Source organism: Sporosarcina sp. ACRSM, assembly GCF_022346545.1.
Classification (GTDB): domain Bacteria; phylum Bacillota; class Bacilli; order Bacillales_A; family Planococcaceae; genus Sporosarcina.
In genome coordinates, this window is record NZ_JAKRNU010000012.1 from 1 (window position 1) to 19,607 (window position 19,607).

Annotated in this window: 16 protein-coding genes, 1 other RNA gene, 1 pseudogene and 1 other annotated feature; of the genes and pseudogenes, 2 read left to right on the forward strand and 16 right to left on the reverse strand. The window is 46.1% G+C overall.

Features of this window, described 5'->3' with window-relative positions:
- The 7 genes and pseudogenes from MHZ95_RS21025 to hisS all read right to left on the reverse strand — a co-directional run.
- Positions 1 to 119, reverse strand: a pseudogene (locus tag MHZ95_RS21025) (IS3 family transposase); the annotation flags it as partial.
- Between the two features lie 83 nt (positions 120 to 202).
- Positions 203 to 766, reverse strand: coding sequence for a helix-turn-helix domain-containing protein (locus MHZ95_RS16905; RefSeq protein ID WP_239391968.1), 564 nt, complete (start codon positions 764 to 766; stop codon positions 203 to 205).
- Positions 767 to 838: 72 nt separating this feature from the next.
- Positions 839 to 1,648 carry a DUF6612 family protein gene (locus tag MHZ95_RS16910; RefSeq protein ID WP_239391969.1) on the reverse strand — a complete coding sequence of 270 codons (810 nt, stop codon included), beginning with the start codon at positions 1,646 to 1,648 and terminating at the stop codon, positions 839 to 841.
- Positions 1,649 to 1,870: 222 nt separating this feature from the next.
- A complete protein-coding gene (locus tag MHZ95_RS16915; RefSeq protein ID WP_239391970.1) occupies positions 1,871 to 2,638 on the reverse strand; it encodes a tRNA threonylcarbamoyladenosine dehydratase in 768 nt (255 codons plus the stop codon).
- Positions 2,639 to 2,732: 94 nt separating this feature from the next.
- A non-coding RNA gene (gene ssrS / locus MHZ95_RS16920) (6S RNA) lies at positions 2,733 to 2,915 on the reverse strand.
- Positions 2,916 to 3,100: 185 nt separating this feature from the next.
- Complete coding sequence (gene aspS / locus MHZ95_RS16925; RefSeq protein WP_239391971.1) at positions 3,101 to 4,855, reverse strand: aspartate--tRNA ligase; 1,755 nt, start codon at positions 4,853 to 4,855, stop codon at positions 3,101 to 3,103.
- A gap of 19 nt (positions 4,856 to 4,874) precedes the next feature.
- Positions 4,875 to 6,149, reverse strand: coding sequence for a histidine--tRNA ligase (gene hisS / locus MHZ95_RS16930; RefSeq protein WP_239391972.1), 1,275 nt, complete (start codon positions 6,147 to 6,149; stop codon positions 4,875 to 4,877).
- 54 nt (positions 6,150 to 6,203) lie between these two features.
- Positions 6,204 to 6,439 (reverse strand) — a binding site (T-box leader).
- 240 nt (positions 6,440 to 6,679) lie between these two features.
- Here hisS and MHZ95_RS16935 point away from each other — a divergent pair.
- Positions 6,680 to 8,197, forward strand: coding sequence for an N-acetylmuramoyl-L-alanine amidase family protein (locus tag MHZ95_RS16935; RefSeq protein WP_239391973.1), 1,518 nt, complete (start codon positions 6,680 to 6,682; stop codon positions 8,195 to 8,197).
- Positions 8,198 to 8,289: 92 nt separating this feature from the next.
- On the opposite strand, the gene dtd is transcribed toward MHZ95_RS16935, so the two are convergent.
- From dtd to MHZ95_RS16970, 8 genes are all read right to left on the reverse strand, one after another.
- Complete coding sequence (gene dtd, locus MHZ95_RS16940; protein WP_239391974.1) at positions 8,290 to 8,733, reverse strand: D-aminoacyl-tRNA deacylase; 444 nt, start codon at positions 8,731 to 8,733, stop codon at positions 8,290 to 8,292.
- A 16-nt stretch (positions 8,734 to 8,749) separates the two neighbouring features.
- Positions 8,750 to 10,951, reverse strand: a complete 2,202-nt coding sequence (locus MHZ95_RS16945; RefSeq protein WP_239391975.1) for a RelA/SpoT family protein — start codon at positions 10,949 to 10,951, stop codon at positions 8,750 to 8,752.
- Positions 10,952 to 11,082: 131 nt separating this feature from the next.
- Entirely contained in the window at positions 11,083 to 11,595 is a 513-nt protein-coding gene (locus MHZ95_RS16950) for an adenine phosphoribosyltransferase (RefSeq protein WP_239391976.1), read from the reverse strand.
- Positions 11,586 to 13,934 (reverse strand): single-stranded-DNA-specific exonuclease RecJ, encoded by a 2,349-nt coding sequence (recJ, locus tag MHZ95_RS16955; RefSeq protein ID WP_239391977.1) that lies wholly within the window; start codon positions 13,932 to 13,934, stop codon positions 11,586 to 11,588. The genes MHZ95_RS16950 and recJ overlap by 10 nt, the downstream gene beginning before the upstream one ends.
- Entirely contained in the window at positions 13,894 to 14,016 is a 123-nt protein-coding gene (locus MHZ95_RS20900; protein ID WP_255726823.1) for a hypothetical protein, read from the reverse strand. Before MHZ95_RS20900 ends, recJ begins: the two co-directional genes overlap by 41 nt.
- A gap of 43 nt (positions 14,017 to 14,059) precedes the next feature.
- Entirely contained in the window at positions 14,060 to 14,404 is a 345-nt protein-coding gene (locus tag MHZ95_RS16960; protein ID WP_239391978.1) for a LapA family protein, read from the reverse strand.
- A gap of 75 nt (positions 14,405 to 14,479) precedes the next feature.
- On the reverse strand, positions 14,480 to 16,750 hold the full coding sequence (gene secDF, locus MHZ95_RS16965; protein ID WP_239391979.1) for a protein translocase subunit SecDF: 2,271 nt from the start codon (positions 16,748 to 16,750) through the stop codon (positions 14,480 to 14,482).
- A 121-nt stretch (positions 16,751 to 16,871) separates the two neighbouring features.
- Complete coding sequence (locus MHZ95_RS16970; RefSeq protein ID WP_239391980.1) at positions 16,872 to 17,192, reverse strand: post-transcriptional regulator; 321 nt, start codon at positions 17,190 to 17,192, stop codon at positions 16,872 to 16,874.
- 109 nt (positions 17,193 to 17,301) lie between these two features.
- On the opposite strand from MHZ95_RS16970, the gene MHZ95_RS16975 reads away from it, so the two are divergent.
- Complete coding sequence (locus MHZ95_RS16975; RefSeq protein ID WP_239391981.1) at positions 17,302 to 18,819, forward strand: putative polysaccharide biosynthesis protein; 1,518 nt, start codon at positions 17,302 to 17,304, stop codon at positions 18,817 to 18,819.
- On the opposite strand, the gene MHZ95_RS16980 is transcribed toward MHZ95_RS16975, so the two are convergent.
- Complete coding sequence (locus MHZ95_RS16980) at positions 18,813 to 19,454, reverse strand: DUF421 domain-containing protein (RefSeq protein ID WP_239391982.1); 642 nt, start codon at positions 19,452 to 19,454, stop codon at positions 18,813 to 18,815. The genes MHZ95_RS16975 and MHZ95_RS16980 overlap by 7 nt on opposite strands.
- Positions 19,455 to 19,607: the final 153 nt, after the last annotated feature.

The window sequence follows — 19,607 nt, forward strand, 5'->3', positions numbered from 1 at the left end:
CGCTGAACTTTCTTGTGATTTACTCGCATGCCCCGGTTCTCTAACTCTAGTTGAATCCGTCTGTAGCCATAGTTTCCAGCGTTCTCCTCGAAGATGGATTGAATCTCCTCTTCCAACTCCTGATCAGGGTTAACTGCCTGCAGTCGATTGATATGATAATGATAGGAAGATTCAGGGATGCCAACGACCAGCAGTATGTCCTTCAGTTGGAACTTTTCTTTGAGTTCGAATGATAACGCTGCTTGTGCTTTTCGAGATAGGCATCCGGATCCATCTGAAAAGCCCGCAACTTTTTTAAGTACTCGACCTCCAAGCGAAGGAGTTCGTTTTCCCGTTCCAGTTTTTGTTCACGTGTCATCTCACTGTCTTTTTGAAGTTTCTTAATGTTCTTCTCTGCGTTATTCGTCATGGGTGGCCGTCCTCTCGGTTTGTCCAGGGCTTCAGCTCCACCTTCAAGGAATTTTTTCTTCCATGAAGAAATCATCGGCGGGTTGGTCAAACCAAAGTGATGGGCCGTATCATTCTGCGAAGCGCCTGTCCTTTTCATAAAGCTTAGTACATCCAGCTTAAATTGAACAGAATAAACTTCTTTTTTCTCCTTCAGGACAAGGCCGTCTTCGCCGTGATTCTTGTATACATTCACCCAATTCAAAATCTGTTTATGTGATTTTATGTTGTATTTGCGCGCCAGAAGTTTATAGCCAAGCGGACCGGCAAGGTATTCCTGTACAACCATCAGTTTAAAAGATTCACTATATTTAGCCATAATAAAACACCCCAAAAGTTAGATTTTGACTCTAACTTTCGGGGTGCATATCAAAATGGGAGGTTTTTTCCTTTATTGTACAGCCGCTTCCTGTACTGCGGCCGGAAGATTAACGGTTTCGACGTCATTGAATCGGCTATAGCCGGCATTTATTTTCTGTTTGACCCGATGGGAATTGCCATCGATTTTGGTTGTCGAGTAGGCTGTCGTATCCAGCGTCATTTTGAAATTGGAGACGAAATATGTCAAACCATCGATGCTGATTTCCATTTCAAACTTATTGATCAATGGATATTCATCCTCGATTTCAGCCAATGCCTCTTCCGTCACTTCCGCCAACATCTGCTTTCTGAATTCTTTATACTGCTCTCTTGAAAGTGTCAATTTCAAACGATAACCATAGTCGATTTTCTCCAGCTCGAAATCATCCGCAAACGACTCAAAAATGGTAAAATCCAATGTTGGGTTCACAGCGGCGATCATCGTTCCGAACAGTTCCGTCATGGAACCGGAAACCGCTTCTTCCATTTCAGATTCCCCGTCTTTTTTAATGAAGAGACGATCATTCATTTTATAGACATCCGCTTGCCATGATTTTTCACCGAGCTGATTGACATTGACCCGCTGTTTGAATAGATCAGGCTGAAGTTGAGCATCCGATGTCATTTCGTATTTCACACTCATTCTTTCATCTGGCACAGTCGTCCTCCAAAAATCCTCGTAAACGACAGTGGTGCGAACTTGTTTCAGTTTGCTGGAAGCCTCTTTCGCTCGTTCGTAGACATCCTGCGCCGTTAACGTCTCATTCGCTTGGGCACTGCCACATGCCGCTAGAAGGAGTACGATGAGACCGATGATCATCCCATTTAACACTTTTTTCACATTGAAACTTCCTTTCTATTTCCCACTTATCCATCTTGCACACCGCTTCAACATCAAGACGTTATTTTAGCTAGTAAGTTGCAAGGTATCTATGCAACTAGTTTAACATGCTTTTTGGGGACATGCTTAATAAAAATCGACAAAAGCTGCCTATAGAAAACGATAGGCAGCTTTTACTAATTTCCTATTTCTTTATTGGAGCGCGAAGTGCACTGTTTTTTGTTATTTTTTGTCCTTTACTCGTTCGATGTGGATATCAGAGACGATATCATTCATCACCCAGCTGGCGCATACTAAGCCAGCAACGGATGGAACATATGCATTGGAGGCGGGTGGCATTTTGGCCTTCCGGATTTGTGCGTCCGGTTTACCGACCGTGCCGACAACATCTTCCCTAACAACGATCGGGCTCTCGTCGGAAAAGACGACAGGAACACCTTTACGAATGCCTTCTTTCCTTAATCGGAGGCGGATGACTTTCGCAATTGGATCGGTATGCGTTTTCGATATGTCGGCAATTTGGAAACGGGTCGGATCCAATTTGTTGGCAGCACCCATGCTCGAAATGATTTTAACGCCACGAGCCACGCATTCTTTGATCAAATGAATTTTGTAACTGATCGTATCCGACGCATCAATGACATAATCCGGCGCATAGCTGAAGAATTCTTCATAAGTCTCTTCCGTGTAAAACATATGGAGCGAAATGACTTCACAGTCCTTATTAATATCTGCGATTCGCTCTTGCATAACTTCCGTTTTGGAGCGGCCGACTGTTGACAAATATGCGACCAACTGACGATTGACATTCGTAATATCGACATTATCCTTGTCCACAAGGATGATGCGTCCGATCCCACTTCTTGCACATGCTTCTGCAGCGAACGAACCGACGCCGCCAACACCAAGAATGGCGACGGTAGTGTCTTTCATCCGTTTTACACCTTCCGTACCAATTGCTAACTCATTTCGTGAAAATTGGTGCAACAAACTAACTCCGCCTTCCTCATTTGAATAACTTCCATTTTCCCAATAAAAACCCTCTCCGTATATATACGAGAGAGGGGTGATTTTCCATTAAAAGACAAATCCCGAATGTGCCGTCTTTGTAGTATCGTTTTGAACCTGCAAATTCAGCAGGTGGGTGCCCTGTTCAACTCTTTTGAAGTCCTTGTGAAAGGCATGTCATCCAAATCGAAACGCAGACTCCCGACGATAGAATGTTCGGTCAAAACTGATTGGCAAATGACGAACACCTCAGGATTTGTATTAACTGTATCCTATCACAAATCAAAGAGCAGTTCAACGATTTTACTAGAATAAATTTCAGAATAATCTTTCAAAGTCGAGGTTTGCGCCTTTAGATGGGGCGCTAGACGTCTTAGCAATTCATTCATGACTCTAGCTTCCCAGCGCCATACTTGGCCCTTTTTCTCAACTTCGCATAGATGATTACAATAAAGTTTGAATGCCTAGCTCTTTTAGTTGACGGTCATCCACTTGGCTAGGTGCATCTGTTAGTAAGCAGCTTGCACTTGCCGTTTTCGGGAATGCGATCGTATCGCGTAAGTTGGTTGCACCTGACAGCAACATGACGATCCGGTCAAGGCCGAATGCAATCCCGCCATGTGGAGGTGTTCCGTAATCGAACGCGTCGAGTAGGAAGCCGAATTGCTCACGTGCAGACTCGTCCGTGAATCCTAACGCTTTGAACATTTTTTCCTGCACATCACGTTGATAAATTCGAAGGGAACCGCCACCCAATTCATAGCCGTTCAAAACGAGGTCATACGCTTGTGCTTTGACCGTTTCCGGGCTTGTAACCAATTCCTCGACATCAGCAGGCATCGTGAACGGGTGATGCGCCGCATAATAGCGCCCGTCTTCTTCGTTGTACTCGAACAATGGCCAATCTGTCACCCAAAGGAAATTGAACTTGGACTCGTCAATCAAGTTATGGTCCTTGCCAAGTTTCGTACGAAGTGCGCCTAACACATCTGCCACAACCGATTTCTTATCTGCAGCGAAGAGTAATAAGTCTCCGGTTTCTGCATCTGCCGCCGCTTTCAATGCTTCGCCTGCTTCGTCTTGGAAGAACTTGCCGATTGGACCTTTCAAGCCCTCTTCATCGACTTTCAACCAAGCCAAGCCTTTTGCTCCATAAATGGCCGCGAATTCCGCTAGACCATCGATTTCTTTCCGTGTATAGCTGTCCGCTGCCCCTTTGACATTAAGCAACTTCACTTGTCCGCCAGCTTCGATAGCGCCTGTAAATACTTTGAGGCCAGAGTTTTGAGCGATTTCGGAGATATCGATTAGCTCCATGCCAAAACGCGTGTCCGGTTTATCCGAACCGAAACGTGCCATCGCTTCGTCGTAAGGAATTCGTTTGAATGGAACTTCAACATCGATCCCTTTGACATCTTTCATCACTTTTTGCATTAAACGTTCGTTCAATTCAATGATCTGCTCCATAGACATGAAGCTCATTTCCATATCGATTTGTGTGAATTCCGGCTGACGATCAGCACGCAAGTCTTCATCACGGAAACAACGAGCGATTTGGTAATAACGGTCAAAACCGGATACCATCAACATTTGCTTGAATAATTGTGGAGATTGCGGCAACGCATAAAACTCACCTTCATGCACCCGGCTCGGTACGAGGTAATCACGCGCCCCTTCCGGTGTCGATTTTGTCAAGATCGGTGTCTCCACTTCCAGGAATCCTTCGTCATCTAGGAAATTTCGGACTGTTTTTGTAATATCCGAACGCATTTTGAACGTCCGTGCCAGTTGTGGACGGCGGAGATCCAAGTATCTGTATTTCAATTTGATGTCTTCGCCTACATCCGTTTCATCTTCAATCATGAACGGCGGTGTTTTCGCCTCATTGATGATTTCAACGGATGCTACTTGGATTTCGATAGCTCCCGTTTTCAGTTTCGGATTTTTCGTTTGTTCTTCCCGCTCGATCACTTTCCCGTTGATTTCGACAACATATTCATTGCGAAGTTTTTCCGCAATTTCCAATGCTTCTTGTGAAATATCCGGGTTGAAAACCGTTTGGACAATCCCTGTACGATCCCGCACATCGACGAAAATAAGGCCGCCAAGGTCCCGTCTTCTCTGAACCCAACCTTTCAGTGTCACTGTTTCTCCGATTACTTGTTCTGTCAATTCGCCGCAATAATGTGTCCGTTGCATTGCTTTTCTCCGCCTCTCTTTATCCTAACAATGTTTCTTTCATTTTTTCGATGAGTTCGGCAACCGGGACTTTCACTTGCTCCCCGTTCGCCATATTTTTCAACTGCACGACGCCTTCTGCCACTTCGTCTTCCCCAAGTAGTATCACCATCTGTGCCTGCAGTCGGTCAGCCGATTTCATTTGCGCTTTCATCTTGCGGTCCATATAATCCATTTCCGACCGGATGCCTGCCGCTCTCAATTCGCCGAGCAGTTTGAAGCCTGGCTGGCGTGCCTGTTCCCCGAGCGTCACAATATAGACATCTAGGGCCGGTTCTTCCTGGAATGTCTTCCCTTCCGCTTCCATAGCGAGCAACAAACGCTCGATACTCATGGCAAAGCCGATACCCGGTGCAGACGGTCCCCCGATTTCTTCAGCGAGACCATTATAACGGCCACCGCCGCATAATGTCGTAATGGCACCGAATCCGTCCGACGTGCTCATGATTTCAAAAGCCGTATGATTGTAATAATCAAGACCACGGACGAGGTTCGCATCGACTTCATATTCAATGCCGAGGTTATCCAGACAGCTTTTCACATCTTCAAAATAGCGGGCTGATTCCTCATTCAAATAATCCGCCAGTGACGGTGCCGATGCGATTAATGGATGACCATGATCCACTTTACAGTCCAGGATGCGCAATGGATTTTTTTCCAACCTCGATTGGCAGTCGGTGCAAAATTCGCCGATATGCGGTCCGAAATGGGCAACGAGCGCTTTTCGGTGCGCAGTTCTGCATTCCGTATCCCCGAGAGAATTGAGCACGAGCTTCAGGTGCTTCAAACCTGCACGCTTGTACACATCGAGCGCGAGTGCAATCACTTCAGCATCGATGGCCGGATCTGCACTGCCGATCGCTTCTGCACCAAATTGGACAAATTGGCGATAGCGCCCTGCCTGCTGGCGTTCATAGCGGAACATCGGACCTGTATAATAAAGTTTGACTGGCTGATCCGGATAACCGAACATTTTGTTTTCCACGAACGAACGGACGACAGGTGCCGTTCCTTCAGGACGCAATGTCAAAGAGCGATCGCCTTTATCCGTAAATGTGTACATCTCTTTCTGGACGACATCTGTCGTATCCCCTACGAGACGCTGGAATAATTCCGTCTGCTCAAAGATCGGTGTACGGATTTCTTTGTAGCGATATAGATCGCATAGTTCGTCAATGATTTTTTCGACTTGTTGCCATTTCCATGTTTCGGATGGCAAAATGTCTTGTGTCCCTCTAGGCACTTTGAACTTCATTCCAATTCTCCTTCCTTTCCATAGCAACAAAAAAGGCTCCCATCCCTTGCCTATGCAAGGGACGAGAGCCTATGTAGCTTCCGCGGTTCCACCCAGATTGGCGCAAATAGATACGCCCACTCAACACCCGGATAACGGCCGGTTCCGTCCGCACCTACTGAATGAGTTTCGTTCAGCACGGAGCCTCGATGGTGTTTTTCCTTGTAACTGTCTGTAGGATGGATTTCAGCCACGTCCGTCCCTCTCTTGTCAGCCAACTTTACAAATACTTTCCATGTCTTCAGCATAGTTGTTTATTCATCGAAATTGCAAATGACAATGTCAATCAACCATTATCTTAATGATTCGTTCGCAATGTGTCAACCTTTTTCATTTATCTTTATTCAGCAAAAGACTTTCATCTCTATATGATCTACATCCTGTAGACTTCAAGTTCGATTCAAAATTTGGATGTAATTGCGCCTAGGCGTAATGTATTATAGTTTTTTCTCCGAAAAAATTTTACAATGGAGATAATGGAGGTGGATTATTTGTTGAAGTGGGGAAAATGGATAATTGCTTGTGTTCTTTTACTAAGTCTTTTCCCGGCGATCCCTAAAACATATGCAAATACGGAGGCCGTTATTGTAGAGGTGGATTCGCTCCATATCCGTTCAGGTCCCGGCCTGACATATGCTGTGACAGGATCGCTGAAAAATGGAGACCGTGTCGAAGTGCTTGCAACAGATGGGGATTGGTTGAAAATCCAGAATGGCTGGATTGCCTCATGGCTCACGTCTGCTGACAATCGGACATCCGGTACAGCGAAGACCGTCGTTTCACAAGTCAACCAATTGAATATCCGGTCTGCACCCTCCGTTGGTTCCGCGGTTTTGGGACGGATGGATGCCGGTGATGAGGCGACGATGACCGGCGAGAATGGCGAATGGGCTTCCATTTCATACGCAGGCATTACTGGCTGGGTACATACAGATTATATTTCACAATCAGAAAGTCCAGTAGTTGCTACAACGGCAAAAGAACAATCAGCATCGGCAGCGACGTTCACTGTTGCGGTTGACGCGCTGAATGTCCGGAAAAAAGCGGACTTATCATCCAAACGGATCGGTCTTATCCATCGGGGTGAATCCTATGCTATTCAAGAAATCGATGGCAATTGGGTACGCATTGCATTTGGAAACAAACAACAAGGTTGGGTCTATACGTTCCACGGGGTTCTATCGACAGCCTCCCAGCAGGCAACCGATGAACCGAAAAACGGAAACGTGACGATTCTCACCGATGGGACAAACATCCGAGAACAAGCGACGACTTCTTCACAAATCGTCGCGCGTGCAGATGCAGGTGAACGGTTCCCGATCCTTGAAGACCATGGGGATTGGTATGAAATCGCTTTGGCATCTGGACGCTCGGCCTTTGTCGCTAACTGGGTCGTTTCCACCGATGAAACATCGGTCACAACAGAGCCTGTCATGAAAGAAAAAAAAGCGCGGGTACCAGGCACATTAAAAGGGCTGACGATCGTCATTGATCCCGGCCATGGCGGCAATGACCGCGGGACGACCGGCGCACGGGGCACCGACGAAAAGAACATCACGTTGCTTACTTCTGAACGATTAGCTTCCAAGTTAAAAGCTGCCGGCGCGGACGTGGTGATGACAAGAGAAACGGATACGTATATTCCGTTACGAAAACGGGTGGATGTCAGCCATCATGCGAATGCAGATGCCTTCATCAGTGTACATTACGATGCAAACCCCGATACATCTGTGACAGGGTTTACAACCTATTACACCCATCCGCGTCAGCGGAAACTGGCTGAAGCCGTGAATGATGGACTAGCCTCCTCTGTTAGTCTACGAGACCGCGGGGCACAACCTGGCGATTTCCTAGTGTTGCGTGAAAACAGACAAAACGCTATTTTGATTGAACTCGGATTTTTATCCAACTCTGTAGAAGAACGGGCTGTGACGACGGATATGTTCCGCGAACAAGCCTCCCACGGCATTTACCAAGGGCTTCTCAACTATTTTAACGTGGAAGATTGAAATAAGGCTTTATCCACGATCAGCGTGAATCTGAAACGAAGAAAAGGCTGTCCGGAAAGTCAGTAACAATCGACTTTCTGGACAGCCCTTTTTCATGATTTTGATTCGACAATGATTGTCACAGGTCCGTCATTTACGAGTTCGACATCCATCATGGCGCCGAAGATGCCCGTTTGTACGGCCAACCCTTCTTCTTCTAATTTACGGTTGAAATAATTCCATAACGGTTCCGCGTGCTCCGGTCTCGCCGCTTCAATGAAACTAGGACGTCTACCTTTCTTCGTATCCCCATACAACGTAAACTGAGAAACTGATAAAATGTCACCGCCCACCTCGTCGATGGAGCGGTTCATCTTCCCTTCCTCGTCTTCCCACAAACGGAGACCAGCGATTTTCTTTGCAACATAATCCACATCTTTCTCCGTATCCGTATGTGTGATGCCTACAAGTAACACATACCCTTTGTCGATCTGCCCTGTCACTTCGCCGTTGACACGGACCGCTGCGGGACCCGATCTTTGCAATACGACTCGCATCTACTCTACCTCCGACTTAATTGATCACACGCTGCACGGAATAGATGTCACGAATTTGCTTAATCCGATCGACAATTCGATGCAAATGTGCAATATCTGTTATTTTAATCGTCAGATGAATGCGGGCAATCTTATCCCGGTCCATCTTGCCGTTGACCGCAACAATCGGCGTTTTCATATCAGCAATGACCATCATCACTTCATTTAAGACACCTTGACGATCGAATGCGGACACTTCGATATCCACATGAAATTCTTTCTTCGAAGTGGACGGACCGACTGCCCATTCCACATCGATAAGACGATCATCTTCCTCATTTTCACACGTAGTGATATTCGGGCAGTCGGATCTGTGAACGGACACACCGCGCCCTTTCGTGATGAATCCAACAATTTGATCGCCTGGAACGGGATTGCAACATTTGGATAAACGAATCAACAGATTTTCGATCCCTTTCACGATGACGCCCGACTCCGTCATTTTCGTGGAAGAGGCGGAATTTATCTCCGAAACGATTTTGTCGATTGTATCTTGCTTTTCCCGCTCACGTCTCATTTTTTCTGCAAGGCGGTTGACGACTTGTTGAGCAGTGATGCCGCTAAAGCCGACTGCCGCATACATGTCCTCTTCTGAAGTGAAACTGAATTTCTCGACCGTCCGGTTAATGTTCTCAGCTGTGAGCACTTCCCTGAGATCATACTCCTGTGCTTTCACTTCTTTTTCAATCATTTCCCGGCCTTTTTGAATATTTTCCGCACGTAGCTGTTTCTTGAAAAATTGACGAATTTTATTTTTCGCTTGAGAGGTCTTAGCAATCTTTAACCAATCGCGGCTCGGTCCGAATGATTGCTTCGACGTCAAGATTTCAATGATGTCCCCCGTCACCAACTCGGCATCAAGCGGGACCATCTTGCCGTTCACTTTCGCCCCGATGGTTCGGTTTCCGACTTCGGAATGGACACGGTAGGCAAAATCGATCGGGACCGATCCTGCTGGTAGCTCCAGCACGTCCCCGTCAGGTGTAAAGACGTAGACCATATCCGAAAACAAATCGAATTTCAATGATTCCATAAATTCTTCCGCATTGGATGACTCATTTTGGAATTCAAGGATCTCCCTGAACCAAGTCAGTTTCGAATCGATATCGCTTGGCCGGTCTGAAATCGATTTCCCTTCTTTGTAAGCCCAATGTGCAGCCACACCGAACTCGGCAATTTTATGCATTTCTTCCGTCCGGATTTGCACTTCAAGCGGATCACCCGCTGGTCCGACAACCGTTGTATGCAATGACTGATACAGATTCTGTTTCGGCATGGCGATATAGTCTTTGAATCTGCCCGGCATCGGTTTCCAAAGCGTATGGATGATCCCAAGAACTGCATAGCAATCTTTAATACTGGAAACAAGAATCCGCACAGCGAGAAGATCGTAAATCTCGTTGAATTCTTTCTTTTGGAGAATCATCTTCCGATAGATGGAATACAGATGTTTGGGGCGGCCTGAGAGATCGGCTTGGATGTCCATCGAGCCGATTTCCTCTTTGATTTGCTCCATGACATTTTCCAAGTAATTTTCACGTTCGACCCTTTTTCGTTTCATCATATTGACGATCCGGTAGTATTGTTGCGGATTCAAATAACGCAATGCCGTATCTTCAAGCTCCCATTTAATGGCGGAGATTCCGAGACGATGAGCAAGCGGAGCGAATATTTCCAATGTTTCAGCTGCGACACGACGCTGTTTCTCTTCCGGCACATGTTTCAAAGTCCGCATATTATGAAGCCTGTCCGCCAATTTTATTAGAATGACACGGATATCCTGTGCCATGGCCACGAACATTTTCCGATGGTTTTCCGCTTGTTTTTCCTCTTTGGACTTATATTTCAGCTTTTCAAGTTTCGTAACTCCATCGACAAGTAACGCCACTTCTTCTCCAAATTCACGAATGATATCTTCCCTGCTGACTTCCGTGTCTTCCACCACATCGTGCAGAAAACCCGCAGCCACCGTCGAAGGATCCATTTGTAATTGAGCGAGAATACCCGCAACTTGGACAGGATGAAGAATGTAAGCCTCACCTGAGCTTCTGAACTGGCCTTCATGAGCGGATTTTGCAGACTCGTATGCTTTTTTGATAAATTCGACATGCTCGGCATTCATATAAGAAGAGACCAGTGAAAATATCTCTTCCGCTGTCATGTCACGATTTTTCGCCATGTTATTACTCCTTTCGACTCTTTCCGCAAAAAAAAATGATAATACTTCTATTGTATGTATAAAAGCATAAAGATGTAAAGGGGTAAGATAGAGAAAAATCCCCCGCTCTAATGCGGAGGACTTATTTCTCATTAGTATTGAATCAATGCTCTCATGTCGTAGCCTTTTAGTTTTTCACGGCCATTTAAATAGGACAATTCGATGATGAATGCGCATCCAGCAACGACACCGCCGAGTTTCTCGACCAGTTCGATCGTAGCGCCGACCGTCCCACCTGTAGCGAGCAGGTCATCGACAATGAGTACACGCTGTCCAGGCTTGATGGCATCTTTGTGAATGGTCAACGTATCCGTGCCATACTCTAAGTCATACTCGACTTTAATCGTCTCTCTCGGCAGTTTCCCTGGTTTGCGTACAGGAGCGAAGCCGACTTCCAGCGCATACGCCACCGGGCAACCGATGATGAATCCGCGCGCTTCGGGACCGATGATAATATCTGTACCGACTTCATTTGCGTATTTAACGATTTCATCTGTCGCGTATTTATAAGCTTTTCCATTATCCATGATCGTCGAAATATCTTTAAAACTAATTCCTTCTTTCGGATAATCCGGTACAATCGTCACATAATTTTTTAAATCCATTGATGTTCCTCCCTGTCGACAGTGCCCTTAAGGACTGCGTCGAACCAACTTTTCAATTCCAAATGGGGTGTATAGAGCAAATTTTTTTCGAGCTCCATCTGACGTGCGCGTGCTTGATAAGACGGGGCTTCGGAAAGATCCCGTTTCCCTGTCGTTTCCACAATGGAAACAAAACCATCTTCTATCTTAACAAATCCAAGTTCAGAAAACACCTTTGACATGAAAATTACCGAATCTTTTTTCCAGCCTTTATGCTTCGTCAGCAGTTCACCGTTCTTTGACAGATCGAATATTTCGCGCTTTTTCAAGAAACTGTAGTACCAGCCGAATTGTTCGCGGCTCGGAAGTCCATCGAAATAGACCGATTCCGGTGCATGGAAATGGGCATAAATCCGATCTGGCGCTGCCGCTAGAACCAATTGTTGCAAATCCTTTTCATCCTCCGGAATATCCAAAAGAACCAGATTTTTCACTTCTGTTACAGGTCGGCGTCCGTAAATATCGATGGCAATGCCTTTCAATGAAGATTGGAACTGCGTGACCGTCCGCTCGTGAAATGCAACAAACGACGTATGCTCCACCGGAATGGATGGCAACCATCTGGAAGGTTCGCGGACTCCCCTTAAATCGAATAACTGCCATTCATCCGACCGGATATCTCCAATCATCAATTGCGGCTTTTTAAGCCCGTTCCACTCATTCACTTGCAAATCGCCCGCTACCGACAATGTAATGGCAGGCGTCAGTTCATCGGCGATATGGCCTATACCGAAACCAATGGCATCTAGCGACAGTTCCCCATCTGCCAATTCCAATTTCAAATGATTTTTGGCAGCTCCGATTTTCCGGAAGGATTTAACGGATAGGTCTTCCAACAGATAATTCGGCTTTTCAAACGATATGCCAAATGGACGTAATAATTCCAACGATTCCAGAACTTCCACATCAATTTCATCTATCGTAAGCGGAACATCAATGAGCAGTTCAGGAGAAAGCATGTCATCGGTCAATACTTCTTCCGCCTGTGTATTCAGTTGTTGACGCAGCAAATCGATATTTGAAACTTCAAGGGACATGCCTGCCGCCATTTGGTGACCGCCGAAATGCGGAAGCAACTGTGCGCATTTCGACAATTCTGCGAACAGATCGAAGCCTGGAATGCTTCGGGCAGACCCTTTTGCAATCCCTTTCTCTTCGTCAATCGAAAGGACAATAGTCGGACGGTGATATTTGTCTGTGATACGGGAAGCGACAATGCCAATCACGCCTGCATTCCACCCTTCTGCAGCAATGACGAAGACAAGCGGGATGTCCGTGCCGTAGGTTGTGGCAATGATGTCTTCCGTTTCCTGATGAATGGCAGAAACGAGCGCTTGCCTTTCTTTGTTCAGCTCATCCAATTCCGAAGCAAGTGCAAGTGCTTGCTCCATAGTTTCCGATTTGAGTAGATGTACCGCTGGAGAGGCGTCGCCAAGACGGCCTGCCGCATTCAAACGGGGCCCGATCATAAAGCCTATCGATTCCTCATCCAGTGTTCTTTGATCCGTCCCGGAGATTTTCGTAAGTGCTTGAATGGCAGGCCTTTTGGAAATCCGCATCCGTCGAATTCCCTCTTTGACAAAATATCGATTCTCCCCCTGCAACGGAACAAGATCGGCGACTGTCCCGATCGCTACAACCTCAATCAAGTCTTGCGGAGGTCCTTCTAAAAGCGCACTGGCAAGCTTGAAAGCGACTCCGACACCGGCCAGTTCTCCAAATGGGTAATTCCCTTCAGGATGGCGTGGATGGATAATCGCATCCGCAGCCGGCAGCACTTCTCCGATTTCATGATGATCCGTCACAATCACTTGCATGCCGAGCGTTTTGGCAAATGCGATTTCATCGTTACCGGCAATTCCATTGTCAACTGTAATGATGAGAGACGCGCCTTGGGCATACAGCTCTTGGAAAAGATCTTTATTCGGACCATAGCCATGTTCAAAACGATCGGGAATGGCAAAGGATACATCTGCTCCGAGACGTTCCAAGGCGGTCGTCAGCACCGTTACACTCGTCACACCGTCGGCATCATAATCACCATAGACAACAATTTTCTTATCAGCCGCAATCGCTTGTTTAATCAGTTTGACCGCCTTATCCATATCATGAAATAAAAATGGATCATGCATAGCCGACTCTGTCATATATAGGAAATTTTTCGCTTCAATTGGGTCCGTTATCCCTCTTGCCGCAAGTATTTTCGCTTGGACGGTGGAAATGCCAACATCTTTCGTCAACGCTTCGACGATTTGCATGTCAGGCCTTTCCACCGTCCATCTTTTCATTGATTGTATCAAAATCTTTCACATCCTTACGTTCATTATAACGAATCAATTCGGTATCTGAAAGCGGCAGAAGAAGTTCCAATTGCTCCAACAATAGAAAAAACACCTTCATCGGTATATAGAAGGTGTTTTGCGCGTCATTCCGCCAGTTTTTCTGTCACTGGAGTATTTTCGGCACGACGGGCATTCTGTTTTTGCAATTCCGCAATCTCATTTTGTTGCGCCGCAATGGTCAATTCCTTTGCCGTCATTTCTTTTTGAAGTTCTTTCAGCCGATGCTTTGACTGAACCGAGCGGAACATCGCTACAAAGATGCTAATGATGGCACCAAGGAAAGCGGAACCTAAAACGACCAGAATCAATGGCCATTGCGCTTCCCCAAAAATATAATTCACTTTAACTGCCTCGACATTGACGATGGCAAACAAGGCGATCACAATCGCAAATAAAAGTCCAAATAATAAATTCCACTGAAATTTCACCGTATGACCTCCTTATCATGAAAAAGAACAGGATATAGCATAACTATACCCTGTTCTACACTGATACCAAACCTATTAGACAACAGGCTCGTCTGAACCCCATTGTTTCTTCTCTTGATCCACTTTAATAGTACCTCTCGTTTTCATTTCACGCTTTTTCAAATCAAACCAGATTTGAGCTGAAATGAAGATGGAAGAGTAAGTCCCTGCGATTAATCCGATCAATAAGGCGATTGAGAATGGGCGGATGGCCTCGGCACCCATTAAGATCATTGCCACAACAACGAAGATGACCGTCAAAACTGTATTGACGGAACGACCAAGCGTTTGACGAAGAGATTTATTGACAATGTCTGCAAGCTCCGCCACATCATTGATCGTACCCCGACGATTCAAGTTTTCTCGAATCCGGTCGAATGTGACAATCGTATCGTTGATAGAATAACCGACAATTGTCAGAACAGCAGCGATGAAGGTGATATCCACTTCCAACCGTAAAATACTGAAAATCGCCAGCATAAAGAACACATCATGGACAAGTCCGATGACAGTCGCCAGACCCATACGCCATTCGAAACGCAATGCTACATAGAGGAGAATACCAAGCCCAGCATAAAGGAGTGCGTAAAATGCATTTTTTGCAAGCTCCTTACCGACTGTCGATGATACGGTCGAGATATTCGGATCGGCCCCATATACAGCAGCAAGTTCCGCTTTTATTTTATTGACTTCAGCCTGGCTGAACTCCTCCTTATACCGAGCAACGCCAATATTGCCCGTTTCGCCTGAAATGACGATATCGCTTGTAGGATGTCCAATTTCCTCTAATTGTTCTTGCAGTCCCGCTTCAGTCAATGGATCGTTGGATAAGACTTCCACACGTGTCCCACTGGAGAAGTCAATACCTAGATTCAATTTGAAAACTGCAAGCATAATTATGCCCACGACAAGTAAAACCGCCGACAGACTGTAAAATCTTTTACGAGTACCAACGAAATCGAAACGATCAAATTTCGTCGACAATTCCAATGTTTCCACGCCTTCTTCCGGAGCATGGACCTTATTTTTCGAAATGCCGAACAGTCCCGGTTTCCCATCGAGCATTCCACTATTGACGAGAAGACCGAGCAGCAAACGTGTTCCCCAGACAGCTGTTATAAAGCTTGCGAGAATACTGATAATCAAAATCAGTGCAAATCCTCTAACAGAACTTGTCCCGTAAACGAAGAGGACGACTGCTGCCAAAATGGTTGTCAGGTTGGCATCCAATATGGCTGTGAAGGCTTGCTTCGCTCCAGCTTGGAACGCCGCCTTCACCGACTTGCCGACACGCAATTCTTCTCGGATACGCTCATATGTCAAAATGTTTGCATCGACGGCCATCCCGACCCCGAGCACCAATGCCGCAATACCCGGCAATGTCAGGACGCCATTGATGAGCGTGAATACAAGCAAGATGAGATAGATGTAAACCGATAGCGTAATGACGGCCACCAATCCAGGTATTCTATAATAGACAAGCATGAAAAGGAAGATGAGGGCGATACCGATAATCCCCGCATACACCGTCTTATTCAATGCCTGCTCACCGAATTGTGCACCGACAGAAGTCGAGTATACTTCTTCAAGATGGACCGGTAATGCACCCGCATTCAGAATTCCGGCCAGGTCTTTCGCTTCTTCCAATGTAAATGAACCTGAAATTTCCACATTGGAGGAATTGATCGGATACTGAACGCGTGGTGCTGAAACGAATTTCGGATCCGGTTTGAGCATTTCTTCTTTATAGGAGTCTACACCCTCTTCAAAATCGAGCCAGATGACGAGCACATTATCCGGCGCAGGCTTACTGGAAATTTCCGTTGTCACTTGACCGAATTTTTTCGGGTCTTTCATTTCCAGCGTAACGACAGGGCTATTCGTGTCACTGAACCCTTCCTTCGCCTTGCCTTCTTTCAGGTCATTTCCGTCCAGAATGATGTTATCATCCGCATCTCTGAACGTTAAATTTGCCTGAGTGGACAGCATTTCCCGTGCCGATTCCTGGTCTTCCACGCCCGCTAACTGGACACGAATCCGGTTTCCGGACTCGACTTGGATGATCGGTTCACTGACCCCGATCGCGTCAACCCGTCTGGACAGCGCACTTGCTGTATCGGCAACGACTTCTTCCGTTATTGGTTGTCCTTTCTTCAATTCTTCAACTTGATAAAGAACTTCAAAGCCTCCTTGTAAATCGAGACCGAGTTTGACATTTTTCAATATCGGATTGGTCGTCGTCCCGATTGTCGCGGCAAACACGACAAGCAATAATAGGAACGCAACGATTCGTCCTCTTCTTTTCATAATTCTATTTCCCCCTCTTTATGTGGAGCGGCACAACAACTAGCTATGTACATGCCAAAAACGCAATACGTCCATTATGAAACACGGTCATCCATGTGTCAAATGAACTTGCGTTTCTTTATCATAACTTATTTTCCTGTTTTTGTGGTGAGAGAAGAATTTGCAGTTCTTCACTATTCAAGTCGGAGAACCAATCGGAGCCCCGCTGTTCTTCAATCTGAGTATACGTCATGAATTCTGCTGGAGTAATTTGGAAGATACTATTGACAATTTCATGAAGTTTCATCGACCCGACATCTTTTTTCCGCCATTTTTTCCGAATGCAATACGCCCAAATCTCTTCCTCGGTGACGGTAGAATAGCCGTATAGATGGAATTCATTCTTTTTACTTTCAACCGCTGGCAACACTTGGATGAATCGTTGTTCGAATTGAAGTGTCATCGTTTCCATTCCTTTCATTTGACTGAAGATGAACAGTCCTAAGTACGATTACGTAAGCATACGTTTAGTGTATATGAATTGACTGTATTTAGGAAGGAGTTGTTTAACTTTGTCTTCATTCATTCGCGGAACGGTCGTCCTCATGGTCGCAGTCTTCCTCACAAAACTTTTGGGGTTCGTCTATCGTATCCAATTCATGCGGGTTGCGGGTGAAGAGGCGGTAGGAATTTACATGACCGCATACCCGGCGTTCATCTTTTTCCTCTCGCTCGTCCAATTAGGTGTGCCGATTGCCGTTGCGAAAGTGATTGCTGAACTCGATGCGAAAGGGCAATCCGTGAAACTACCTTCCGTGATGAGAACTTCCACGTTTATCACGGTTTTGACCGGGGCTGTTTTCATCCCTGTCTCAATTCTTTTCGTACCCTATCTATCCGGGACGCTGCTCGGGAATGCGGCATCTGCCACAACATTGTATGTCGGGATTGCCATTATCCCGGTTGCAGCCATCGGTGGATTGATCCGGGGTTACTTTCAAGGGATCGCCCGTATCGAAGAAACAGCATGGTCTCAAATTATCGAACAGTTTGTCCGTATCGCATTGATCACCTGGCTGTTGCCCACACTACTCGTTGCGGAAAATACGGCACTCAGCGCTGCGTATGCAATGGCCATCACATTATTGGCGGAAATGGTCTCCGTCTTGTATCTACTGTTCAAATACCAGCAGAAGAAAAGGCATGTGCCAAAAGAACAGAAAAAGCAGCCACGCTATCCGATGGAGCCCATCTTATCCATCGCGCTCCCTGCTTCCGGCAGCCGCTTGTTTGGATCCTTCACCTGGTTTCTTGAACCGATCATCTTTTTGCGTGCATTGGCGATGTCAGGGGTGACAGCTGTTGCGGCCACTACGCTCTATGGCGTTATCTCGGGCGTCCTCGTGCCCTTATTGCTCTTTCCATCATTCATCCCATATGCGTTGTCGGTTGTCCTTATACCGGCTGTCAGTGGGGCTGCAGCTGCGCATAACATAAAAAAGTTGCGGGAACGGATCCATTTGTCGCTTCGATTATCAGCCTTGACGGGAGCATTTGCCGCGGCGGTTTTTTATATCCACGGACAGGCGTTGGCAGAAAAGCTTTTCCACGTCACGGAAGGCGCTTCGTATATGACGTTGCTGGCCCCTGTTTTTTTCTTTTATTATATCCAAAGTCCACTGTATTCGATTTTGCAAGCGACAGGAGATGCCAAAGCCGGGATGATGAACTCCATCTATGGAGGAATCGCGAAACTCGGCGTCATGTTCGTCCTTGCTTCCCAGCCCGGACTTCAGGAAACGGGCGCTGTACTCGCAATCGGTTTCGGGGTTCTCGTCACATCGTTCCTGCATATCGCGACGCTTCGGAAAAACCGATCAACGGGCACCGGTTTTTCCATGTTCGCCTTACCTTATGCCGCCTTTATCGCAACATGTATTATGCGACCGATCTTCCTGCCTATCGGAAATTACGGCTTGTTAACGGAATGTGTCATTACAACGCTCTTCCTCCTCGTTGCGCTTATCCTGACGGGGCAAGTGAAAAAAGGCGATCTATTTTTGTTCAGAAGATTGATGAAGCATCATTGAGCATCTTCTTTCAATTGGAATCTCAACTTCCCCTCTTCAAATGTACAGTAAAAAACGGTCTTCACATCATACACGCCTTGAGATTGAAGTTGTTCCAGAAGCCATTGCTCTGTTTTCCCACTAATTTCAAGATGCCGCTTTTGAACGCTTCCATCCGCAATCAAGGAAAGAGCCGGTTGGACATCGGCATGTTTGAATACAGATAGATTTCCTGAGGGCTCTAAATAAGCCACGGACACCTCATGTACAGAACCGATTTGCTGCTCACGAAGTTGTTGGAAGAGATCATCAAGATTATAACGCTGTTTCCGCATTGCACTTTCAAGTATTTTCCCATTTTTTATAATCAACGTCGGATCACCGTCTACAAGATCCCTAAATTTCTTACTCTTCAATGATAAAAAAGACGAAATCAATTGAATCACGAGCAAGACGAACATCGGAACAATCGATTGAATGAGTTTCTGGTCAGGGGAATCAATTGCGAATGCAGCAATCTCCGCTAAAAAGACAAAAACAACAATATCGATCACCCCAAGTTCGCCGACTTCCCGTTTTCCCATAATTCGCAAGATGATCAAGATGAGCACGTAAAGTAATACTGTACGGAAACCGATAATAAGCAAATCGTGCATCTACATCCCCCTTTTTCAAGTAGGATACCCTTGATCATTTACGGACTATACCCGATTTGTTGTAAATCCAATAGGCAAGCGAAATTTGAGCACTTCCGAAACGCCAAAAAAGGCGGTCGTCCTACCAGGAAAATCCTGACAAGATGATCGCCT